The 22601-nt window shown below is 62.2% G+C and carries 17 protein-coding genes and 1 pseudogene; 9 read left to right on the top strand and 9 right to left on the bottom strand.

Annotated elements, in window-relative coordinates:
• Positions 1-739 precede the first annotated feature (739 nt).
• Both hpnC and EOS_RS14255 read left to right on the top strand, forming a co-directional pair.
• On the top strand, positions 740-1600 hold the full coding sequence (gene hpnC / locus EOS_RS14260; protein WP_047847304.1) for a squalene synthase HpnC: 861 nt from the start codon (positions 740-742) through the stop codon (positions 1598-1600).
• A 48-nt stretch (positions 1601-1648) separates the two neighbouring features.
• Positions 1649-2836: a glycosyltransferase gene (locus EOS_RS14255; RefSeq protein ID WP_047847303.1), complete on the top strand. Its 1188-nt coding sequence runs from the start codon at positions 1649-1651 to the stop codon at positions 2834-2836.
• 38 nt (positions 2837-2874) lie between these two features.
• On the opposite strand, the gene EOS_RS14250 is transcribed toward EOS_RS14255, so the two are convergent.
• Both EOS_RS14250 and hpnA read right to left on the bottom strand, forming a co-directional pair.
• Positions 2875-3342, bottom strand: coding sequence for a hypothetical protein (locus tag EOS_RS14250; RefSeq protein ID WP_047847302.1), 468 nt, complete (start codon positions 3340-3342; stop codon positions 2875-2877).
• 126 nt (positions 3343-3468) lie between these two features.
• Entirely contained in the window at positions 3469-4479 is a 1011-nt protein-coding gene (hpnA, locus tag EOS_RS14245) for a hopanoid-associated sugar epimerase (RefSeq protein ID WP_047847301.1), read from the bottom strand.
• Positions 4480-4699: 220 nt separating this feature from the next.
• Between hpnA and EOS_RS14240 the strand changes: the two genes are divergently transcribed.
• The 3 genes from EOS_RS14240 (at position 4700) to EOS_RS14230 (ending at position 9256) form a co-directional block, all read left to right on the top strand.
• Entirely contained in the window at positions 4700-7828 is a 3129-nt protein-coding gene (locus tag EOS_RS14240; protein WP_047847300.1) for a response regulator, read from the top strand.
• 11 nt (positions 7829-7839) lie between these two features.
• On the top strand, positions 7840-8688 hold the full coding sequence (locus tag EOS_RS14235) for a CheR family methyltransferase (RefSeq protein WP_047847299.1): 849 nt from the start codon (positions 7840-7842) through the stop codon (positions 8686-8688).
• A gap of 271 nt (positions 8689-8959) precedes the next feature.
• A complete protein-coding gene (locus tag EOS_RS14230) occupies positions 8960-9256 on the top strand; it encodes an acylphosphatase (RefSeq protein ID WP_047847298.1) in 297 nt (98 codons plus the stop codon).
• Positions 9257-9362: 106 nt separating this feature from the next.
• Here the strand turns inward: EOS_RS14230 and egtD are convergent, their stop codons facing one another.
• On the bottom strand, positions 9363-10343 hold the full coding sequence (egtD, locus tag EOS_RS14225; RefSeq protein WP_047847297.1) for an L-histidine N(alpha)-methyltransferase: 981 nt from the start codon (positions 10341-10343) through the stop codon (positions 9363-9365).
• A gap of 591 nt (positions 10344-10934) precedes the next feature.
• On the opposite strand from egtD, the gene EOS_RS14220 reads away from it, so the two are divergent.
• On the top strand, positions 10935-13172 hold the full coding sequence (locus EOS_RS14220; RefSeq protein WP_053063877.1) for a hybrid sensor histidine kinase/response regulator: 2238 nt from the start codon (positions 10935-10937) through the stop codon (positions 13170-13172).
• On the opposite strand, the gene EOS_RS14215 is transcribed toward EOS_RS14220, so the two are convergent.
• Together EOS_RS14215 and EOS_RS14210 are read right to left on the bottom strand one after the other, a co-directional pair.
• Entirely contained in the window at positions 13159-14466 is a 1308-nt protein-coding gene (locus EOS_RS14215; RefSeq protein WP_235442814.1) for an ATP-binding protein, read from the bottom strand. The genes EOS_RS14220 and EOS_RS14215 overlap by 14 nt on opposite strands.
• A 116-nt stretch (positions 14467-14582) precedes the next feature.
• Positions 14583-15323 carry a response regulator gene (locus EOS_RS14210; RefSeq protein ID WP_047847296.1) on the bottom strand — a complete coding sequence of 247 codons (741 nt, stop codon included), beginning with the start codon at positions 15321-15323 and terminating at the stop codon, positions 14583-14585.
• A 247-nt stretch (positions 15324-15570) separates the two neighbouring features.
• Here EOS_RS14210 and EOS_RS14205 point away from each other — a divergent pair, with 247 nt between their 5' ends.
• Together EOS_RS14205 and EOS_RS14200 are read left to right on the top strand one after the other, a co-directional pair.
• A complete protein-coding gene (locus EOS_RS14205; RefSeq protein WP_047847365.1) occupies positions 15571-16320 on the top strand; it encodes a response regulator in 750 nt (249 codons plus the stop codon).
• Positions 16321-16465: 145 nt separating this feature from the next.
• Positions 16466-16786, top strand: coding sequence for a hypothetical protein (locus tag EOS_RS14200; protein ID WP_047847295.1), 321 nt, complete (start codon positions 16466-16468; stop codon positions 16784-16786).
• Positions 16787-16837: 51 nt separating this feature from the next.
• On the opposite strand, the pseudogene EOS_RS14195 reads toward EOS_RS14200, so the two are convergent.
• A pseudogene (locus EOS_RS14195) lies at positions 16838-18165 on the bottom strand (IS4 family transposase).
• 348 nt (positions 18166-18513) lie between these two features.
• Between EOS_RS14195 and EOS_RS14190 the strand changes: the two are divergent.
• A complete protein-coding gene (locus tag EOS_RS14190; RefSeq protein ID WP_047847294.1) occupies positions 18514-20676 on the top strand; it encodes a hybrid sensor histidine kinase/response regulator in 2163 nt (720 codons plus the stop codon).
• Positions 20677-20689: 13 nt separating this feature from the next.
• On the opposite strand, the gene EOS_RS14185 is transcribed toward EOS_RS14190, so the two are convergent.
• The 3 genes from EOS_RS14185 to EOS_RS14175 all read right to left on the bottom strand — a co-directional run.
• Complete coding sequence (locus EOS_RS14185; RefSeq protein ID WP_047847293.1) at positions 20690-21145, bottom strand: hypothetical protein; 456 nt, start codon at positions 21143-21145, stop codon at positions 20690-20692.
• A 265-nt stretch (positions 21146-21410) separates the two neighbouring features.
• The gene (locus EOS_RS14180) at positions 21411-21968 is read right to left on the bottom strand and encodes a transglycosylase SLT domain-containing protein (protein ID WP_235442810.1); all 558 of its coding nucleotides are present in this window, start codon (positions 21966-21968) and stop codon (positions 21411-21413) included.
• 137 nt (positions 21969-22105) lie between these two features.
• A partial coding sequence (locus EOS_RS14175; RefSeq protein ID WP_047847291.1) for a diguanylate cyclase occupies positions 22106-22601 on the bottom strand: 496 nt, incomplete at its 5' end.

Below are 22601 nucleotides of genomic sequence, written 5' to 3'. Positions count from 1 at the left end.
TCCGACTGACGCGGGTTTCGAATGGAACCGGCTATAAGCTTCGATCAAATCCGGTCGATTTGTTGTAAGCAAAATTAAAGCTTCTCGGAAAAAGCTCGGAAAAAGCTTTCGGAAACAATTGCCTAAAAATAGGCCATTCGTTTCAACTTTAAGGCCGAAGTTGACCGCGTATTCTAACTCGTTCGCTTTTTGGATGCTCGTAAGGGGTTGTTTCCGTTTCTATCGACAGGGTTGAATTACTGCGCGGGCGCGGAAGCCGGTAAACTAGCGCTTCGCCGCGTTGCCCGCAAAGCGCTATGAAGCCGGTATGAGCCGGCTTTTGAAGCAGCTGGAGCGCGTACGCGCGTGGCGGCGCCGTGGCAGGATCCGCGCCGCAAGACACGATGAAAAAGCGCCGCGTAAGCGGCTTGCCGGGCAGAAGCAGGCAGAACCGAGGAGCAAGGCGGTGGTCGAAGCTTTGGTCCCGGCGGCCGGATTAAACCGAAGCCGACGCGAAGGCGAAAATAAAGGCAGACCCGAGTCGGGTCGAAGTCGCATTGATCCAACCCGATCTGTTTTCCAGCGGGTTTTCGGACAGCGCACGACAAGAATTGATAGCGTCTCGAGTCGTTGCGCCTATCCAACATTTTCGCCCGGGTGAGCGGGGTGTTGTGACGCGTCAGCCGCCCGGCATGCACGACCTGCGTGCGTCGATGTCCATTCAGGCATCCGCGCGGGTGTTGAATACCTGGACCCTTTCATGGAAGTGGATCACTACGAAAATTTTCCGGTAGCCAGCATATTGCTGCCGAAAAGGCTGCGTGCGCCGGTCGGCGTGATCTATCACGTCGCGCGCACGGCAGACGATATTGCCGACGAAGGGGTCTTCGACCCCGCCGAACGCCACGCCCGTCTCGCCGATTTCCGCGCGGGGCTGGATGCGGTCGCTGCGGGCCATTCGGCGCCGGTCCATCCCATGTTGTTCGAAAAACTCGCCGGCGTCGTCGCCGAATACGGGCTGCCGCTCACGCCCTTCTACGATCTCGTCTCGGCGTTCGATCAGGACATCGAGACCACGCGTTATGCCGACTGGCCCGCCCTGATGGACTATTGCCGGCGCTCGGCAAATCCGGTCGGACGGCTGATGCTGCATCTCGTCGACGCCGGCACGCCCGAGAATCTCGCCGATTCCGACGCAATCTGCACCGCGTTGCAGATCATCAACTTCTGGCAGGACGTGGGTATCGACTGGAAGAAGGGGCGCATTTATATGCCGCTGTGCGATCTCGAGCGTTTCAAGGTGACCGAACGGCATATCGACCAGCAAATCTGCGACAACGCCTGGCGCGCGCTCATGCGTCACGAAATCGACCATGCACGCTCGATGATCATCGGCGGCGCGCCGCTCGCCGTGCGTTTGCCCGGACGTTTTGGGCTGGAACTGTGCAGCGTCGTGCAGGGCGGTTTGCGCATTCTCGAAAAAATCGAACAAGCCGACTACGATGTGTTCCGCAAGCGTCCTGTGCTGAACAGCCTGGACTGGGCGGTGATCGGTGTGCGTTCGCTGGCTATGCGGCTGCGTGGACGGTTGGGCATGCAATTGCGCTCCGTCGTAAGCTGACTTCGTGCCTCTCCTATTGATATTGAATCTGCTCAACCCGAATAGACGATGCTCCTGATTGCCTGGCTGTCCCTCCTTATCTGGCTTGTCCTGCTGTTTGGCCGCGGCGGTTTCTGGCGTGCACAAGCTGCTGGGCGGCTCAGCGAAAGTACCGTTCACGCTGTCGGCCAGGCGGAGATCGCGCGCCGCGGTGCGTGGCCGGCCGTGGTCGCGGTCGTGCCGGCGCGCAATGAAGCTGATGTGATCGGCCGCGCGGTGATGTCGCTGCTCGCGCAGGATTACGCGGGTTCGTTCCATCTGATCGTCGTCGACGACCACAGCACCGACGGCACCGCCGACGCCGCTCAGGCTGCCGCGCGTGACGGTGGTTTCGAAGACCGGCTGACTGTGCTGACGGCAGCACCCTTGCCGGCCGGCTGGTCGGGCAAGGTGTGGGCGCAGTCACAAGGCATTGCGGCTATCGACGGACTAGGTTTTCCGGCGGATTACCTGCTGCTTACCGACGCCGATATCTGGCATCCCGCCGACGCCGCGTCGCAACTCGTCTCGCGCGCGATCCTGGAAGATCGCGATCTGGTCTCGCTGATGGTGCGGCTGCGCTGCGATTCGCTGTGGGAAAAAGCGTTGATTCCCGCGTTCGTATTTTTCTTCGCGAAGCTGTATCCGTTCGAGTGGGTCAACAACGTGAGCAGCCGTACGGCGGCGGCTGCGGGCGGTTGCATGATGGTGCGGCGCGCGGCGCTGGTGGAGGCGGGCGGGATCGAATCGATTCGCGGTGAACTGATCGACGATTGCAGCCTCGCCTCGCGCATCAAGTTTCGCAACGGCGCAAACGCGGCGCGGCCGATCCGTCTGGATCTCGCCACCGACAGCGAATCGCTGCGGCCTTACGACGACTGGCGCGACGTCTGGAACATGATCGCGCGTACGGCGTTCACGCAGTTGCGTTATTCGGCGCTGATGCTGGTCGGAACGGTGCTCGCGATGTGCGTGATCTATCTCGCGCCGCCGGTGATCGCGTTGACGCTGGGCGCGAAGGGCTGGCCGGCGTGGCTTGCGTGGATCGCGATGTGTTGCGCTTATGCGCCGATGCTGCGCTATTACCGCCGCTCGATACTCTGGGCACCGCTATTGCCGGTGATCGCGCTGTTTTACGTCAGCGCGACGGTGGGGTCGGCAGTGCGGTTCTGGAGTGGGAAAGGCGGGCAGTGGAAGGCGCGGGTCCAGGCGCCTTGAGGACCTGAAAGACGTGGGCTTGATCGCCCACGTTCAACCTAGCGCTTCGTCAACATCGCGTACAACTCGATCACCATGTCGGGTGAGAACGAGAACGGCACCCAGCCGTGTCCGGTATGGCGCAGCACCAGCAAACGATCGCCGTTCGCATAACGTTGCGTGGCCATGACCGGGTTTTTCGTCGCGACAAAACGCCAGCCGGGCGGCAGGCCGTTCGGCTGCTCGACGGTCATCGAAGCGCGGGCGTTCGACAATTCCTCGATCAATTCCGATACCCCTTCGGGACTCAACGCCACCGACACCCCGCCGATCGTCATCTCGATCACGTTCTTTTCAGGGCGCGAGACGTGGAGCTTGGGTTTTTCCTCTGCGTGAGCAGCCGGTTCTACAGAAGCATCAGCAACTGAAGCAGTGGAAGAGTCAGAAGAAGCTGGAATAGAAGCGGCGGCCAGAATCAGCTCATCGAGGCTTGATTCCAGCGCGCCGAGCTGGTCGGTTAAGTTCATGCTTTGTTTGCCTTGCTAGCCTTGCATCGAACCTGCGATTTTAACTGCTGCGTACCGCGCGCCGTCGCCACACGTTGTAACAAAATGCGTGAAGAGCGCTACAAAGGTGATCGAAAACAACAGGGATCACCGGTTCAGGTAGCCATTTGCCCGGAACCAATCCAGCGCATGGCTCAAGCCCTCGCCGTACGGCCGCGCCCGGTACCCCAGTTCCCGCTCCGCTTTCGCCGACGTGAAGTACATCTTGTTCTTCGACATCCTCAAGCCATCGACGGTAACAAACGGCTCCTTGCCGCTGAATTTCGCGTAAAGCTCCGCGCCGAGCGCAAGCGGATACAGCGGGCCGCGCGGCAGTTTGATGGTCGGCGGCTTGCGTCCGGCCAATCCGGCGATGTCCGCAAGCATCTGCTGCAGCGACAAATTCTCGCCGCCGAGAATATAGCGCTCGCCGATCACCCCGCGCTCCAGCGCCAGGAAATGGCCGTTCGCGACGTCGTCAACGTGCACGAGGTTTAGGCCAGTATCGACGAAAGCGGGGATCTTGCCGGTCGCCGCCTCCACGATGATCCGCCCGGTCGGTGTCGGTTTTACATCACGTGGACCGATCGGCGTCGATGGATTCACGATCACCGCCGGCAGACCGTCGTTCGCGACCATGCGCTCGACCGCGCGCTCCGCCAGCACCTTGCTGCGCTTGTATGCGCCAATGGTCTGATGGGCCTGGGCAGGCTTGGTTTCATCGACGATCTCGCCCGCCGGACTCACCTTCAGCGTTGCGACACTGCTCGTGTACACGATCCGCTCGACCCCCTCGGCCAGCGCCGCGCGCATCGTGGCCTCGGTGCCTTCCAGGTTGGCGCGCTCGATCTCGCCCGGATCGCGCGCCCAGATGCGGTAATCGGCGGCGACGTGCAGCAGGTAACGCACGCCTTTCATGGCGGCGCGCATGGAGGTTTCGTCGCGCATGTCGCCGATCACGACTTCGGCGTCGAGGCCCTCGAGGTTCTGCCGGGAACTGGTCTTGCGTATGACTACGCGTACGTCGAAGCCGCGTTCCCGCGCGATCCTCGCCACCGCCGATCCCACGAATCCCGATGCGCCGGTGACGAGCACGCGCCCACTTAACGGGTCAGTCATTTTTGCCTCTTTTTTGTCTTGCAAAGGTAACAGTTGCGCGTCTTTCGAAGCGTCTCAATCGGCCGCTAACCCATATGTGACAAGGGCTGGCGGCTCGTGCTATGGTCCGGTGCTGCTTAAGTAGGCCAATAAGTTAGCCTGACAAAATTTCAACAATATCCATCAGCCAATGCTCATAGACAGTCGAAACCGGTCGGTATGGCTTTATTTCGCGATCACGATGCTGCTCCTGACCGTGTTTGCGATCGACTGGCTCACGCCGCTACGTGTCGCTGTCTGGGTGTTTTACATGCTGCCGGTCGCGTTGTGCATGTGGGTCGACCGGCCCAACGCGCCGTTCATCACCGCCGGCGCGGCCTCGGTGCTGACGCTCACGGGTTATATCCTTACCAACGGAGACGCGCTCACCGGCTCGATCGTGCTGCAAATCAACCGCATGATCGGCGTGATCGTCATGTTCGTGCTGGCCGGCGTGGGGCATCTCTATATCAAAACGCGGCTGAACCTGCAACGCAGCGCGTGGCTGAAGCAGGGCGAAGTCCAGATCGGCTTGCAGATGCGCGGCGATCTCGACACCGCTTCGATCGGCGACGGTATCCTTCGTTCGCTCGTGCCGTATGTGGGGGCGAAAGTGGCCGTGCTGTACAGCCGCGAAGGCGATGCCCTGGAGCGGATCGCGGCGTGGGCATTGCCCGCCGAGAACGCCGTGCCGCAACGGATCGCGCGGGGCCAGGGGCTGCTCGGGCAAGTGCTCGACGAGAAGCGGGCGATCGAGGTCAAGGGCGCGGGACCGGATTTCCTGATGGTTGGTTCGGCGCTGGCGTCGGCGCCGGCGAGCCACTGCGTGATTGCACCGATGATGGCCGACGGCAAAGTGACCGGCGTGCTGGAGGTAGGTTTTATCGGCGATGACCACGCGTTTGCCGATACCCGCGAGTTGCTCGAAAACGCAGCGGAGGCCATGGGCATGGCGTTGCGCTCGGCGCAGTATCGCTCGCGGATGGTCGAGTTGCTGGAGGAAACGCAGTGCCAGAGCGAGGAATTGCAGGTCCAGCAGGAGGAGTTGCGGGTATCCAATGAAGAGCTCGAGGAACGCGGCCGGGTGTTGATGGAAACACAGGCGCGGCTGGAGACGCAGCAGGCCGAGCTCGAGCAGACGAATGCGCATCTCGAGGAATATACGCAGCATCTCGAACGGCAAAAAGTGGAGCTGGTGCGTGCGCAGAAGGAGTTGGAAGCGAACGCGCTGGCGCTGGAACGGGCGAGCCAGTACAAGTCCGAATTCCTCGCGAACATGTCGCACGAATTGCGCACGCCGCTGAATAGCTCGCTGATTCTCGCCAAGCTTTTGCAGGACAACAAGCACGGCAATCTCTCCGACGAACAGGTACGTTACGCCGCGACCATTCATTCGTCGAACAGCGATCTGCTTTCGCTGATCAACGACATCCTGGATTTGTCGAAGGTGGAAGCGGGGCAAATGGACGTGCAGTTCGCGCCGGTTGCCATCGACGGGATGTTGCAATCGTTGCGGCAGTCCTTCGCGCCGATCGCCGACTCGAAGCGCCTGAAGCTCGTGATGGAACGCGCCGAAGGCGTTCCGGAATATTTCGTCACCGATAACCAGCGTCTCCAGCAAGTGCTGCGCAACCTGCTGTCGAACGCGTTCAAGTTCACCGAGCACGGTCAGGTGACGGTCTCCGTGCATGGGGCAGGCAACGGCGGCAAGGCGTTGCGCTTCGATGTACGCGACACAGGCATCGGCATTCCGCACGACAAGCAGGACCTCATTTTCCAGGCGTTCCAGCAAGCCGATGGCACGACCAGCCGCAAGTACGGTGGCAGTGGTCTGGGTCTGTCGATATCGCGGGAATTCTCGCGTTTGTTGGGCGGCTCGGTGAGTGTTGCGAGCGAGCCGGGCAAGGGCAGCGTGTTTTCGGTCACGCTGCCGCTTGCCGTTCGTGAAGGCACGGTCATGGCGAAACTCGATGTGATCGGGCATATGAGCGAGCCGATGACGGTCGATGATGAGGACACCGCCACGAGCGCCGCGCCGGCGCATCTGGTGGCACTCGCGTCCGCTTCCGCTGAACCGTTGTCATGGCGTGCGCCGAACGCGCCCCACCCCGCGCCGCAGCCTATCCCCGACGACCGCGCCAACCGCAAGCGCCCGGATCGCGTGATCCTGGCGATCGAAGACGACTTGCGTTTCGCGCATATCCTGCACGACCTCGCACATGAACTCGAATTCGACTTCGTGCACGCGACCACCGCAAGCCAAGGCGTGGAACTGGCCCGCGACCTGCAGCCGAACGGCATCCTGCTCGATGTCGGTTTGCCCGACCAGTCAGGCCTCACCGTGCTCGAATGGCTCAAGCGCGATCCGCTCACGCGCCACATCCCCATCCACATCGTGTCATCGACGGATCATGCCGATGTCGCGCTGCATCTCGGCGCCATCGGCTATACGCTCAAACCCAGCGCACGCGAAACGCTGGCGGGCGCGATCCGCAAGCTGGAAGCGCGTTCGGCGCAAGGCATGCGGCGCGTGCTGGTGGTCGAAGACGATCCCGCGCTGCGTCAGAGCATTCACGCGTTGTTGAAAAGCGCGACGGTCGAGATTGTGGAAGCCGGGACGATTGCGCAAGCCATCGATGAAATGAATCGGAGCACCTTCGACTGCATCGTGATGGACCTCGCTTTGCCGGACGGTTCGGGTTATGACTTGCTGGAACGTGTATCGATCTCGAAGGCGCATGCGTCGTCGCCGGTGATCGTGTACACGGGGCGCGTGTTGTCGCCGGATGAGGAGCAGCGCCTGCGCCGTTATTCCAAGTCGATCATCATCAAGGGCGCGAAGTCGCCGGAACGTCTGGTCGATGAAGTGACGCTGTTCCTGCACAGCGTGGAGAGCGCGTTGCCGCCCGAACAGCAGCGCATGTTGCGCGCGGCGCGTCAGCGCGACGACGTGTTCGAAGGTCGCACGATCCTGCTGGTCGAAGACGATGTCCGCAATATCTTCGCGTTGTCTCACGTGATCGAGCCGCTGGGGGCGAAGTTGGAAATCACGCGTAATGGCCGCGAGGCGCTGGACTCGCTTGCCCGCCATCCGGAGATCGATCTGGTGCTGATGGACATCATGATGCCGGAGATGGACGGGTTCACCGCCATAACCGAGATTCGCAAGAACCCGGAGCATGCGCGGCTGCCGATCATCGCGCTGACTGCAAAAGCGATGGCGAGCGATCGCCAGAAATGCCTGGAAGCGGGAGCGGACGATTACATTTCGAAGCCTATCGATGTCGACAAGCTGGTGTCGCTGTGTCGCGTCTGGTTGCGCCAACGGTAGCAAGACCCGCCATGCCCCATCGAAACCTGAAGAATACGGAGGAGGGCATATTCGACATCGAGTTGAAGCTGCTGCTCGAAGCCGTTTATCTGAAGTACCAGCATGACTTCCGGCATTATTCGGTGAGTTCGCTGCGGCGGCGTTTGACGCAGGCGCTGCACGATCTTGGCTTCACGACGCTGTCGCAGTTGCAGGAGCGTATTCTCCGCGACGCCAGGTTGTTCTCGCGCCTGTTTCAGTACCTGACGGTGCAGGTCAGCGAGATGTTTCGGGATCCGGCCTACTTTCGCGCGATCCGCGAGCAGGTCGTGCCGATCCTGCAGACTTATCCGTCGATCAAGGTATGGGTGGCGGGGTGCAGCAGTGGCGAAGAGCTCTGGTCGCTCGCAATCTTGTTCGCTGAAGAAAACATCGCGGACCGTACGGTTTTGTACGCTACCGATATCAACACCGACGCGCTGCGTCAGGCCGAAAGCGGGATCTACCCGCTGGATCGGCTGGCGAGTTTCAGCCAGAATTATCTGGCGGCGGGCGGCAAGCGCTCGCTCTCCGACTACTACCACGCGGCGTATGGTGCGGCGAAATTTTCCCAGACGCTCAAGTCGCGCGTAGTGTTCGCCGATCACAGCCTCGCCACCGACAGCGTGTTTCTCGAAGCGCATCTCGTGTCGTGCCGCAATGTGCTGATCTATTTCGACCGGGCGCTGCAGGACCGTGCGCTGGGGTTGTTCAGCGATTCGCTGGTGGGGCGCGGCTTTCTCGGGCTCGGCAGCAATGAGAGCCTGCGGTTTTCAAAACACGCGGGCAGCTTCGCGGATTTCGATGCGCGCGAGCGTTTGTATCAAAAGGTCTTGCCATGACAGCGTCGGCGAATTCCCTGGATGCGATCGAGGCCATTGTGATTGGCGCATCGGCGCGTGGCGTCGAGGCGGAGGGAGCGCAGCCATTCCGGCCGGGTTGAACGCGAATGGGTGCGTTGGGGTTGATCACGACGGTTTCGCTCATGGCGATCCCATGGGTACTGCCGGTTTTTCTGGTCTTGTCTAAAATGCGGCCTGATGGCGTTTGCCGGGAGTGCTTTGGGCACCCATCCGGCGACGCGGCGAATTGGCACTAATCGGGAGAAGCAACATGCCGAGTCCGGACCTGGATACTCGAATAGAGACGTATTACGTGCACGTGAGGGGTTTGGTGCAGGGAGTAGGGTTCCGCCATGCGACGGTGCGCCGGGCGCATGCGCTTGGGGTGCGCGGCTGGGTGGCGAACCTGGAGGACGGATCGGTTGAAGCGATGATCCAGGGACCGGCGAACCAGGTCGATCTGATGCTCGAATGGTTACGGCGCGGCCCGCCGCATGCGCGGGTCGCTGATCTGGTTAGCGAGGAGCGGTATATCGAAAAGCGGTTCGAGAGGTTTGAGCAGCACTGAAGGGGCGGTTTCGTTCGCACTCTGCCAGTGGCCGACCGGTGTCAATCCGGGGTTGCAGGCGCTGGTAGAACAACACTGGCGCGAGCGACCAAGCCGGTCGCAAACCTCACCGCGCCACAAGCAAACTCTCGGCAAATCCCCACTCGCGATCCAACCACTGCCTCGCGCAAGCGAATCCCGCATCCGCGGCCAACGGCCCCACTTCCCCGGCAATATATTTGTGGCTGCTTTCCGTCCAGATCGTTTCGCCCTGGCGAAAGTCCACAGTTAACCCCGCCGCGCGAATCGTTGCCCGCACCGGGCGCTTGGCGCGCAAATGCATCTCGACGCTCCGAGCATCGGGATTGAATCGCGCAAGATGCTCGAACGCGTCTAGTGGAATATCCCCGTCCAGTTCGCGATTGACTCGCGCAAGCAAATTCAGGTTAAACGCTGCCGTCACGCCGATAGGATCGTCGTATGCCGCAATCAACGTATCCAGCGGCTTGATCAGATCCATCCCGAGCAACAACGAATCGCCGGGCTTGAGCATGCCGCGAATCGACTTCAAGAAACGCGTGGCCGCCAGCCGCGCAAAATTACCGATCGTGCTGCCGAGGAACAGCACCAGCAACACTTCACCTTCTTTCCGGTTCGCACTGACTTCCGCCAGTCCGGCCAGATAATCGCGCTCGTATCCCACGATCGAAATCCGCTCGATATCGCCAAGCTCCCGCCGGCACAGTTGCAACGCCGTGGGCGAAATTTCGATCGGACAATATTCGGTCGGCCGTTTCTTGCACAGCGCCTCCAGGATTCGTCGCGTTTTCCGGCCGCTGCCACTGCCGAGTTCGGCAACGGTCACGTTACGCGGCAGTTCAGCGACGATATCGCCGGCATGCGCATTCAGCACGCGCTCCTCGGCACGCGTCACGCCGTATTCGGGCAACGCCGTGATGACTTCGAACAAGGCGGAGCCGACTTCGTCGTACAAGTACATCGATGGCAATTCTTTTTGCGGCGCATGCGTGAGGCCCTCGTGAACGGCTGCGGCAAACGGGGAGGAAAAGCGCGGCGACTGAACGGCCTGCGTCGTGGTTTGAGGCATGAGGCGTCTCCATGTTGGCGCGGCGCACAGTGCGCACGGCCGGTTATTCATGACGAGAAAAACGCGTCGAAAACGGGTGACGAATTGGGTCGATCGACATTCCGGCTGTAAGGCCTGGGGCCGGAAACGCGACCGTTGAGCGAAGCCTTTGAGTGAGCAAGAAGCGCGCACGCCAATCGATATCCTGATTAAAGGATGTGCAACCTCGCGACGGTTGTTTGCCTTCAACGACCCAAAGCGCGCCCTTCATGCAGAGCCACCGGGAGATTCACGAAATCAGGTCCAGGCCTGGCGGAAAGATCTCTCGCTGCAATTAACGTCTCCCGCGTTCCCGATATGACGTAGAACCCCTCCCAAAAATAAGCGAGTGCGCAAGAACTACCCGTCGCAGGGATGGTTTTTACACGCGGCGTGTGAAAGATACGAGGCGCGGACAAAGTGAAGTAGCTGCTGCAAAGCCCAGCCACGGTTGAGCCTGGATTGGTATCACTGGCGCAATGTTTGCTTCCTGTTGCCGATCACGTTACAGCGCATAGGCTCAAACACCGCCTTGCACTGTCCTCGCCGTTTTCCTTTGTCCGCGCCCGATTCATGACCGACTCAGCCAGTCCCGATCCCGCTGTCGCACGTCTCGACGAAACGGGTGTGCACTGCTTGCCGACGCCGGTCCACCAGCCCGAGCCCGCGGCCCGCGCCGACCAGCCGTTTGGTTTTCCGCTCGGTCCCGTGCCCGCTGCGCCCGAGCCGGACACCGCGGTCAATACGGATCCCGGGCCGGCTTTTTCCCTCGATTCTGGCCCATTCTTCCTGAGCGTGCTGAACGGCAGCACGGATTGCATCAAGATCCTGCGGCGTGACGGCACGCTCGAGTTCATGAACGCGAACGGCATCCGCCTGATGGAGATTGACGACTTTGCGCCGATGAAAGGCAAGTCGTGGTCGGCGCTGTGGCCGGAGGAATCGCGGCATTTGCCGACTGACGCCATCGAAAACGCCCGGCAAGGCCATTATTCACGCTTCGAAGCGCTCTGCCCGACCGCGAAAGGCACGCCGAAATACTGGGACGTTTCGGTTTCCCCGGTGAACGGGCCGGGCGGCGTCGAATGGTTCGTCTCGATTTCCCGCGACATTACCGCCCATGTGCTCGGCGTCCATTCGCTCGACACCGCGTTGCAGGAGCAAAAGCGCTTGAGCGAAGCGCTGGAACGGCATCGCGAGACGCTGGAAGAACGTATTGAAGAGGCGTTGGCGGCGTTGCGAACGAGTGAAGCGGAGCGGCATGTAACGGCGGCGGCGCTCGCGCAATCGCAGAAGATGGACGCCGTCGGCAAGCTGACCGGCGGTGTTGCCCACGATTTCAACAACGTGCTGCAGGTGATTGGCGGAAACCTGCAGCTTGCCACGCAGGAAACGAGCGGCAACGAAACGCTGACGCGACGCCTGGCGTGCGCGCACGAAGCGGTCGAGCGCGGAGCGAAGCTTGCGTCGCAACTGCTGGCCTTCGCGCGCCGGCAACCGCTCGAACCGATGGCGCTGGATGTCTCGCGGCTGCTGCGAAGTTCCGACGACATGCTGCGACGCGTGCTGGGCGAAACCATCGAACTGGAAACGGTGGTGTCGGGCGGCCTGTGGAACACGCTCGCCGACCCGAATCATTTGCAGAACGTGATCGTGAATCTCGCGATCAACGCACGCGACTCGATGGACGGCGCGGGCCGCCTGACCATCGAGGCCGGCAATGCGATGCTCGACGACGACTACACACGCCATCACGACGACCTGAGCAGTGGCCAGTACGTCATGATCGCCGTCTCGGACACCGGTTGCGGCATGGCGCCAGAGGTCCTCGCACGCGCCTTCGAGCCCTTCTACACGACCAAGTCCGAAGGCCGCGGCACGGGCCTGGGCTTAAGCATGGCGTACGGTTTCATGAAGCAGACAGGCGGCCATATCAAGCTCTATAGCGAGCCGGGCCACGGTACGACGGTCAAGCTTTACCTGCCGCGCTCGATGGAAGACGAGGCCGTGCGGGTGGACGCCGCGAACGATCCGGTGACGGGCGGCACGGAAACGATCCTGGTGGTGGAAGACGACCCGAACGTGCGGACAACCGCAGTAGACATGCTGACCCAGCTTGGTTATCAGGTGCTGAAAGCCGTCGATGCCCAGAGCGCGCTGAGTGTGCTCGAAAGCGGCGTGCACGTCGATTTGCTGTTCAGCGACGTGGTGATGCCGGGGACGATGCGCAGCGTCGATCTGGCGCGGCGCGCGAAGGAAATGCTGCCGGGGCTGGAGGTGCTGTTCACGTCGGGGTACACCGAAAACGCGATCGTGCACGGCGGCCGGCTCGATCAGGGTGTGGCGCTGATCAGCAAGCCGTATCGGCGGGATGCGCTGGCGCGCAAGGTGCGCTGGATGTTCCGCTCGCGGGTCTTCGAGACGCCCAGTGTGCCTGACTCGCTCGCCGAACCGCAGCCGCTGCGCGTGCTGATCGTGGAGGATGACGCCAATACCCGCGAAGCGACGCGCGAACTGCTGGAATTGCTCGATGCAAGAGTCCTGGCGGTAAATAGCGCGCCGGCGGCGCTCGACCTGATCGCGCAGCAGTTATTCGACGTCCTGCTCACGGACGTCCGCATGCCCGGCATGTCGGGTCTCGATCTGGCGCGCGCGGTGAAACGCCTGCAGCCGCGTGTGCACGTGGTGCTGGCGTCGGGTTATGGGGCGGGCATTGCGACTGAACTGGGCGACGAGCTGAGCGGGGCGACCCTGCTGCCCAAGCCGTTCAACTTCGATGAACTCGAGCAGGCGGTGTTCAAGAAGCCATGACGGCTTCGGGCGCGCTGGCATTGTGCAGCAGCACCGTGCCGCAACTCGGGCGGATATGTTCCTCCATCGGAATCACGATCCGCACGATCAACCCGCCCTCGGCCGCATTGCCGATATCGCAGCGGCCGCCGAGTTGGTTCGCAAGGCGTCCGACAATGGCGAGACCCAGTCCGCAATGGCCGTCGCCGGCGCGTGCCGGGTCCAGGCGGACAAACGGCTTGCGAGCGTCGTCCAGACGCTCGGGCGGGATGCCTTCGCCGTAATCGCGCACCGTGATGATCCACTCGCCGCAGCGCTTGGCCGTACTGATATCGACGGGCGGTGAGCCGTGTTCCAGGGCGTTATCGACGAGATTGGTCACCAGGCGATCCAGCAGCGTGCGCGGCAAGCGGAAGGCATCGCCGGCTGCCAGGTCGAGGTGGAACAGCGGCGCGTCGTCGCCGGCTTCGTCCTGCGCGAATTGTTCCGCGAGAAACCCGTCCACATTGATGGCCGGTCCGCTCGTCGGCGCGTTGGCCGCGAATTCCAGGAACTGCTGCACGATGCGCGTCAGGGAATCGATGTCGCGAATGAAATGCGCGCGCTCGGCGTCGTCCTGCACCAGTACGCTCGCGCGAAGTTTCAGGCGCGTCAGCGGCGCTTTCAGATCGTGTGCGATGCCGGCGAGCATGACGGCTTTTTCGTCGTCGGCTTCGTTGATCCTTCGCATCATCTGGTTGAATGCGCGGATCAGTTCGCTGAGTTCACGCGGTCCGCGTTCGTCTACCGGGACCGGCCGCTCGCCGGCGCCGAATTGGCGCGCACCCTGCGCCACTCGCGACAAGGGCCGCTGCAACTGCCACGCTGCGACCAGCGACAGGATCACGGCCGCCAGCAGCATGCCGACCGATTCGATCAGGATAGGCGGCGCCGGCGGCAGGTCGACCGGCGTCACGATCCAGTTCGGGCTGTTCGGATAACGCACCCAGAGCCGTTGTGCGTGTCTGGGGCCGTCGACGGCGAGTCGCGTGCCGGGCGGCAGCACGGTCCTCAACTCACGCAGCAGATGCACGACGGGACCGTTTTCCGGCTCGCGCAGCGTGATGCCTTCGGGAAGGTTCGAGGAGAGCACGAGCTGCACGCTCAGCGCGGGCGCGAGCCGTACGCCTTGGCGCGCGTCGTCGTTGGCTGCGGCGAGCACGAGCATCAGGCCGCGCGCGTAACCTTCGGCGTCATGATGCGGGCGCTGCACAGTGAGCACGGTGAACCAGCAGGCTTGCACGGCAAACAGCACGACCATCGAAATCAGCGCCATGCGCGCGAACAGCGTGTTGAACGGATTGCCGCGGCCCGAACCGGCGCTCGATCCGGCACGACCCGACCCGACACGGGCGCGTTTGCCGCCGCGCGAATCTGGCGTGCCGAAAATTTTCATACCGTCGACGCGCGATCGGGCGCATTGCGCGCCCCATCCGGATCGGGAATGAACACGTAACCCTGGCCGCGCACGGTTTGCACATGGCGCGGGCTGGCAGGATCTTCTTCGATAATCCGGCGCAGCCGCCAGATAGGGACGTCGAGGCTGCGGTCGCTGAAAGTGGCATCGTCGCGATGCACGAGATCGTGGATCAGCACGCGTGACAGCACTTTGTAAGGATGCCGCACCAGCACCTTGAGTAACGCGAATTCGCTGTCGCGCAGCGGAATGCGCTCGTTGCCGCTCACCAGCGCGCGCGTGACGAAGTCCAGTTCGAAGCGGCCGAACCGTTCGCTCGCGCAGGCTTCCGGCCGACCCGTTGACGCAGGCGCGCGCCGCCGCAACACGGTGTCTATACGGGCGAGCAGCTCGCGGGGATCGAACGGTTTCGCCAGATAATCGTCCGCACCGAGCTCGAGTCCTTCGACCTTGTCTGTCACGCTGTCGCGCGCGGTGACGAAGATCACGGGGATGTCGTCACCGGCGGCGCGCACCTGGCGAAGCGCGGCGAGGCCGTCCATGTCCGGCATCATGATGTCGAGCACCACGATGGACGGGCGTTCGTATTCCAGGCGCCGACGCAGGCCGGTGCCATTGTGCAGGACGGAAACGTCGAGCCCGCGCGCATTCAGGAAGCGGCTTAGCAGGTCGCATACCGCCGGGTCGTCGTCGACGATCAATACCGAAGTAGTCATGCTGAAATTTTAGCTGGCATCGTAAAAGTACGGTTTTTCATCTGCTCAACGTTGGTTACGGATTCTTACTCAAAACCCTCGCGAAAACGGTCCGCAGCAGCGGCTTAAAACGCCCGTGCGCGTTCAGCCGGGCGGTTGAGCGCATTGATCCTAGGTATTAAACACTCGCTGGCCGTGCAATTCGATGAAAGAAGCGGAAAGGAATTGGTATCGCGGAAAGGTGCCCTTGCATCTTAGAATGAATCGCATGACTCATCATGTTCTCCTCGTCGACGACGACCCCGTAGTGCGCGACCTCGTTCGCGAATATCTGCAAGGCAACGGCCTTGCAGTGTCGGTGCTGCACGACGGTACGGGCCTCAAACGACGCCTCGACGCCGAGCGGCCGTCTATAGTCGTGCTCGACGTCATGATGCCCGAACAAGACGGCATCAGTGCGCTGCGCGAATTGCGCGCGGCCGGCGACGACATTCCCGTGATCTTCCTGACCGCTCGTTCGGATGTGATCGATCGCGTGATTGGCCTGGAACTCGGCGCCGACGATTATCTTGCCAAACCTTTCGACCCGCGCGAACTGCTCGCCCGAATCCGCACTGTCCTGAGACGTCGCGATGCGGCGTCGCCGGGTGCGCCGGAAGACCGGCCGCCTTATCGGTTCGGTCCCTACGAAGTCGATTTTGCCGCGCGCGAGTTGCGGCACAACGGCGAACGTGTGCCGTTGCGTTCCGGCGAATTTGCGACGCTGAAGATCTTCGTCAAGAACGAGATGGTGGTGCTGACGCGCGCGCAGTTGAACGAGAAGCTGCGGGGTCAGGCGGGGACGTACCGGGATCGCAGTCTCGATGTCTCCATATGGCGGTTGCGGCGTTTGCTGGAAGCCGATCCGTCCGATCCGCGCTACGTCCAGACCGTTTGGGGGCAGGGCTACATTTTTGTGCCGCATGGCGAGACCGGCGCGGTGGAGCGTGCGATCCGGCGGGCATCGACCGAGGCCTGAACGTCTGGGCTGAAGCTCAGGACGTAAAAACGGCTGACGAATATGTATCCGCTGAAATGATCCGTTACTAACTGCATCAGTTATTTCTTCCGTACCCGCATAAGATCATTTCCATAGTCCCGACCACGGGATCTGGAGAACTCAAATGAAACGCGTAGCAGCAGTGTTGGTGTTGGCCGGAAGTCTTGCAATGTCAGGCCAGGCGTCCGCGCACGGGGGTGGCGGCGGAGACGGCGGTGCGATAGTCGGCGCGTTGCTGGGTGGTGCGGTGATTGGCGCGCTGGTGGGATCGGCGGCGGCTGCGCAGCCGGTGTATGCACAGCCTGTCTATGCACAGCCGGTGTATCAGCCGGTTTATGCGCAGCCTGGACCGCCGCCGGGATATTGCTTCGACGATTATCGCCGTGCTTATGTGCCGTGCGGACCGCAACCGCAGCCGGGTTATTACCAGCAACAAGGCTGGTAAAACCGGAACACGTTGGAATGAAGAAAAACCGGGCCGAGGCCCTAATGCCGTTCAGTTAAGATCCTTGTTGAGGTATCGAACGGTGTAACGTTTAGGTCGGGATTTGACGACTCGGTCGCATGCGCGCCCGGGTCGTTTTCATTGGGTAGCGACTTGAGGCGTTCACGCAGCCGCTGAAGGCACGCTGGCAATTTTGCATAGGCCGGAGTCACGGCGGCCCACATCATTTCGTGCTGGATCGTATGAAAGGCCCGCACGAAGCTGATATCGGTCGGCTCGAGTTTGGCTTCCCATGCGGCGCTGGCGATCTCACGGCGAATCAGGTTGTAGGCGATCAACGCACCCCATATCTCCTGGTACACCCCTTCGACCGTGCGACTGCGCAAGGTCAACTCCGAACCCAGCATCGATTGCTTGATCTCCCGGAAACTGGTTTCGATCTGCCAGCGGCGCTCGTAGCAGGCCACGATATCTGCGGGTTTGAAACGCCGACGGTCGCCCAGCGAAGTAAGCAGCACGCGTTCGCGCCCGCGTGCGTCGATGGTGCGGATCGCCCGCGCATTCCAGAATTCGGGCAAAGTCGGGCACTTCTTGCGCGCCCGCTGCGAGACGCGCATGCGCACCGTCGCATCGTCAGCGGTACCGGAGATCACTTCCCAGCAGGTATTGGATTTGGCTGGAATCAGGAAGTGGCGATTGCGTGCTCCCATCGTCAGGCCACACAGAATCTCAGCGGCCAGAAAGCCCTTGTCGAACACGGTCAGCGAGTCTTCCGGTATCTGCGGCAGCAGGCTCTTGGCGTATACCATTTCGTTGGTGTCGTAGCGACCGAAATTGATATCGGCGACCAGATGCGTCGGAATCGCGGTGAGCGTCACTGCGCGCACTTGCGGATAACTGGCCACCTTGCCACTGGCGTAACCTTGTGCGCCGAAGTGCTCACGGTTGGACGGGCTGTCGGGCGTGCGCAGCGTGGTGCCGTCCATCGCCCAGAGACTCAACCCCTTGAACGCATGGTGAGCTGCGTCCTGCCTCGTCCACGCACGTGCTGTCTGCTCAAACAGCCAAGCCATCGGCGCCTCGCCAACGCGCTGGCGCGCCTGCGCCGCCGCGCTCTTGCTGACAAACGGCGCGGCCTCGTTAGGCAACGCCAGATCAAGACTGTCGAGCACCTCGCTGATCGACCAGTGCCGGTAGATCGCCAGTGCAATTACCAGCCACACCACCTGTTCAGCCGGCAGGCGCCGCCGCCGGATGCTCGCTGTGCCCGTTGCCTGCACCGCACGTTCGATCCACTCGTAGGGCAGATGCTCGGCTAACCGGCGCAGATCGGCAGGCTCTTGTGCTTCGATCAGGTAAGTGAGGTGGCTGGAGAGCATCGTGCCGAAAAGTTAACAGCTCGGCGCAACGTTTACAACCACTTCCCGCGACAAAAATGAAAATGCCGCTCAGCTCTTAACTGAACGGCATTAGGGCCGAGGCCCGGTTTTTTGTTTTCCGAGTCTGAGGGGTCGTTTGTGCTCGGGGTTGGTTTGGGTTTGTCGGCGCTCGCTGGCCGGGGGTGATGCCGGGTTGCTGCTGCTCAGGCTTGCGGTCGGTTTAATTGCGCTCGGTTTAAGATAGACCGGCCACGGACGCAGAAAGCAGATCTGGCATAGATCCCCAAACCAGCACTCGGGCCCACCCAGCCCCGAGTGCGAACGAACCCCCTTGGAGCTTTGCACGCTTTGCACTCTTCGGATTCCGCCGCACTCGACCTGCCATTGCCGTTGCGCAATTTCGCCGCGACTCGGCGAATCCTGCTGATCGTGCTGGCGGCATCGATCATATTTCCGATCGTGTTCCTGCTCGGCTACGGTTATTACGACTACCAGCGTCGCATGACCGACGCCGACGACATCGCCGATCGTGTAGCCCGCGTCGCCGACGAACAAGCCGTCAAGGTGCTCGACCTCAACCGCGAAATCTCGACGCGCATCGTGGAAATGCTCGCCGATAGCGACGACGACCACATCCGTGCGAATCAGAAAGCAATCCACGATCGCCTGAGCGTAATCGGCGAATCGTTCGCTCAAGTGGCCGGCATCACCATCTTCGGCGTGTCCGGCGAGATGCTCGCGAGCAACCGCTTCTTCCCGGTGCCAGCCGTTTCAATCTCCAATCGCGACGATTTCACCTCCGCCCGCGCCATCCGCCCCGATCCGTATTTTTCACTGCCGCTCTTCGGCAGCGTCCAGCAAACCGATGTATTCACAACCAGCGTCGGCCGCAGCCTGAACGACGGCCGCTTTGCAGGCGTTGTGTCGATTGCGCTCAAACGAGATTATTTCGCAGGCTTCTATCGCGAGCTGACGAATGGCGAACCGGGCATGAGCGTCGGCCTGTTCCGGCGCGACGGCGGCATTCTCGTGCGCGAGCCGCCAAGCCGCGCCGGCATCACCCACGCCCGCGACACGGCGTTCACCGAGGCCATGCGCAACAACGAATTGTTCGGGCGCGCGCGGGTCCTGTCGAGCATCGACGGCGTGGAGCGATTGCTGGCGTTTCGGCGCGTGGGCGACTATCCGCTCTACGTGGCGAGCGGCATCCCGACTAGCGACATCCTCTCCGAATGGCGGCAGCACTACACGCTGATCGCGGTGATCACGGCAGCGCCATGCATCGCGGTCTGGCTGCTCGTGCTGTTTTCGCTGCGCCAGTTGCAGGCGCAACAAGCCGCATGGGAGCGCTGGCAAGCAGAAGTCGCGATGCGGCTCTCGGCGGAAGCGTCCAGCCGGCAGTTGCGGCGCATGGGCGCGCTCGGCAACCTGGTCGCGAACGTGGCGCATGACTTCAATAACCTGCTGATGGTGGTGTCCGCGAACATGGAGCTCGCGCGGCGCAAGAATTTCAACGGCCTGGAAAGGGAAGTGCTGGCGGTCGAGCGCGCGACCGCAGGCGCCGAAGCGCTCGCCCGGCGCCTGCTCAGCGTCGCGCGCAAGCAACCGCTCAAGCAGGAACCCATCGATCTCACCATCTGGTTGCCCGCCGCGGCCGGGCTGATCGAAACGGCGGCCGGAGAGAAGGTCCAGGTGAAGGTGCAGGTGTCACCCGACATGTGGCGGGTGCGCGCGGATGCCACGGAACTCGAGTTCGCGATCATCAACATTACCGTGAATGCCCGCGATGCGATGCCGCATGGTGGCCGTTTCGTGATTCGCTGCCAGAACGTTCGCGTGACGGCGGACAACGTCCTGCCCGACGGTGAATATGCGCTGCTTGCCTTCACCGACAGCGGCGAGGGCATGAGTGAATCCACGGCGCGGCGCGCATTCGAACCGCTGTTCACGACCAAGCTGAGCGGTTCGGGCACGGGCCTGGGTCTGGCGCAAGTATTGGCGGCGAGCGAGCAGGCGGGCGGCACGGCGCGCCTTGACAGCGTGCCGGGACGCGGCACGACCGTGCGGCTTTATCTGCCGCGATACCACGGCCCATCCGTCGCGCCGGTGAACACCTCGGCGGACACGGCCGGCACGATGGCTATGACTCAGCCCACGCGGCTGAATCCCGGTTCGATCCTGCTGGTGGAGGACAACGAAGAAGTCGCGGCGGGCGTGGCGGCGGTGCTCGCCACTTTCGGCTGCGACGTGCGTCACGAACTCACCGCCGACAAAGCCTTCGACGTGCTCAGCGAAGGCAGTCGCTTCGACCTGGTGTTATCGGATATCCAGATGCCTGGGCGGCTCAACGGCATCGATCTGGCGGAGAAAGTGCGCGGCACCTGGCCCACGCAGCGGATCGCGCTGATGACCGGCTACGCCGACGAATTCGAGCGCGCGCGCCACACGGGTGTGACGATTCTCGCGAAGCCCTTCAATATCGAAGAACTGCGGGAGCTGGTTTTAGGATGACTCTTGCCATAACTCAGCGACGCGCAAGCGGCGCGAAAAAGTCGCCAAGCACTTCCGAAACGCGCCACATCGCGCAGGGACGGCGGCAATGGCCGTCGTAGCCGGCCTCCTGCAACGTCGAGACCGGGTCTTCCGGGAGGAAATTGCTCAAGGCGAGAAGCAGCATGGCGGCGTGGGTCGGGTTATCGCTGAGTTTGCGCACGAAACCGCTGTGCCCGCCGATCCCCAGACGCGTATCGATCATCAATGCCTGCGGATGCCGATCGTCGATTAACACCGTCAATCCGTCCACGTCCATCATGTGCTGCGCCGCCAGGCGCTTTAACCCGAGCAGAAGCACGAACGATTCGCCGATCATCGGATCACGGTGCGCGATCACGACACGCCGGTTCACCATGGGCGTGAGGACATGCTTCGGGTTCCATAAAGCGAACTGGTCGTAATCCGCTTCGACAGGGCGTCGTGTCACAGATTCCTCGACAGTGAGGCGATCGGTTGGCCAACCGTTGACGCGTTGGGGAATCGAAAGCAGACGGACATGGTTTAGCCGTGTTCTGACTTAGCCGCGATGCGGCGATCCCATCATTGTTCCCTTCTTTGGTGCTCAGCGAAAATGCGGGTCGTCATCTATGAGATGAGCAAAAATCGGTCCGCGACAGGCCGGTGAGTGGCGCGTCGCGTGATGCGGGGGAACGGAGAAAGGGATTGCTGCAGAGTGGTGAAACGGATGTCAGTCAATTGCGGTTCGTTTCGGCATTGGTACCGGCGTCGAGCCCGACTTCCGGAGCCAACGTCTTGGCCCGCAAGCTGACTTTTTCCGCGTAGGCTTTCGAGCCGCCGTAGCTCTTCAGCGCCGCGCCGACGTCGCCGCGAGCCGACTGGACATAACCGTGAAGAATCGCCGATCCGGCTTCTATGTTCGCAGTCGCTTCAGTCAGGTCGATGTTGCGTACGAGTTGCTTGTGCGCGGCGGGCACGACCTGCATCAAGCCGGTTGCGCCATTGGCGCCGCGGGCCTTTTCCTTGAAGCGGGATTCGACGGAGATGATGGCGAGGAGGAGGGCGGGAGGAAGCGAGTATTTCGATGCTGCCGACATCACCGCGGCCGAAATTTGCTCTGCTTTGGCCCGCGCGACGCCGAACTTCTGGGAGATCAGCCGGGAGACCTGATGAGTGGCTTCGGCGGTGGCGTCGCTGGCTGCGGCGTCTAGCTGGGCGGCCTCGGGGGCACGTTCCTGAGCCACCGCGCCCTGCATCGCACCTAGCGTCGCGCCAAACGTCAGCGCCAGCAAGCAAAGGAGTCTGCTCATGGGGAAGTGGCCTTGGAAGGGAAGGTCGCATTATACAGACGAGAAAAATCCTTGCAAATCATGCGTTTGGTCTCGGGACGGCAGCTCCAGGGGCGATTTTAAGCTCGCGGACGCGACCTTCAGGAGCTCGCCACCGGGGCCGCAGCGTGGGCCAGCGGCCGGACGCAATCGCGCCCTGCGGCCTTGGCTTTGTAGAGTTGCTGGTCGGCGGCGCCGAGCAGGCCGTACGCGCCGCCCAAGCCCGGTGGCGACGCGGTTGCGCAGCCTATGCTGACGGTGACCGTCCCGTGCACGCTGACCCGGTGGGCGATTTCGCAGGCTTCCACGCGCTGCCGGATTGCTTCGGCGATATGCAGCGCGCCTTCCAGAGGCGTATCGGGCAGCAGCACGACGAACTCTTCGCCGCCGTAGCGCGCGGGGACATCGCCCGGACGGCGCACCGCCGTGGCAATGCCGTGCGCAACGGTCGAGAGCGCGTCGTCGCCGAGGGCGTGGCCGTAGGTATCGTTATAGGCCTTGAAGTCATCCACGTCGATGAACAACACCGACAGCGGTGTACCGGCCCGGCGCGCCCGGCGCCATTCGTCGTCCATGCGTTCGTCGAACGCGCGCCGG

It is taken from the genome of Caballeronia mineralivorans PML1(12), assembly GCF_001028175.1.
In the GTDB taxonomy this organism is placed as follows: domain Bacteria; phylum Pseudomonadota; class Gammaproteobacteria; order Burkholderiales; family Burkholderiaceae; genus Caballeronia; species Caballeronia mineralivorans.
This window is presented reverse-complemented; position numbering and strand designations above follow the sequence as displayed.

What these genes read in the sequence shown, in the direction of transcription:
- hpnC (WP_047847304.1), top strand. Translation starts at nt 740, where the DNA reads ATGGAAGTGGATCACTACGAAAATTTTCCGGTAGCCAGCATATTGCTG.
- EOS_RS14255 (WP_047847303.1), top strand. Translation starts at nt 1,649, where the DNA reads ATGCTCCTGATTGCCTGGCTGTCCCTCCTTATCTGGCTTGTCCTGCTG.
- EOS_RS14250 (WP_047847302.1), bottom strand. Translation starts at nt 3,342, where the DNA reads ATGAACTTAACCGACCAGCTCGGCGCGCTGGAATCAAGCCTCGATGAG.
- hpnA (WP_047847301.1), bottom strand. Translation starts at nt 4,479, where the DNA reads ATGACTGACCCGTTAAGTGGGCGCGTGCTCGTCACCGGCGCATCGGGA.
- EOS_RS14240 (WP_047847300.1), top strand. Translation starts at nt 4,700, where the DNA reads ATGCTGCTCCTGACCGTGTTTGCGATCGACTGGCTCACGCCGCTACGT.
- EOS_RS14235 (WP_047847299.1), top strand. Translation starts at nt 7,840, where the DNA reads ATGCCCCATCGAAACCTGAAGAATACGGAGGAGGGCATATTCGACATC.
- EOS_RS14230 (WP_047847298.1), top strand. Translation starts at nt 8,960, where the DNA reads ATGCCGAGTCCGGACCTGGATACTCGAATAGAGACGTATTACGTGCAC.
- egtD (WP_047847297.1), bottom strand. Translation starts at nt 10,343, where the DNA reads ATGCCTCAAACCACGACGCAGGCCGTTCAGTCGCCGCGCTTTTCCTCC.
- EOS_RS14220 (WP_053063877.1), top strand. Translation starts at nt 10,935, where the DNA reads ATGACCGACTCAGCCAGTCCCGATCCCGCTGTCGCACGTCTCGACGAA.
- EOS_RS14215 (WP_235442814.1), bottom strand. Translation starts at nt 14,466, where the DNA reads ATGGCGCTGATTTCGATGGTCGTGCTGTTTGCCGTGCAAGCCTGCTGG.
- EOS_RS14210 (WP_047847296.1), bottom strand. Translation starts at nt 15,323, where the DNA reads ATGACTACTTCGGTATTGATCGTCGACGACGACCCGGCGGTATGCGAC.
- EOS_RS14205 (WP_047847365.1), top strand. Translation starts at nt 15,571, where the DNA reads ATGACTCATCATGTTCTCCTCGTCGACGACGACCCCGTAGTGCGCGAC.
- EOS_RS14200 (WP_047847295.1), top strand. Translation starts at nt 16,466, where the DNA reads ATGAAACGCGTAGCAGCAGTGTTGGTGTTGGCCGGAAGTCTTGCAATG.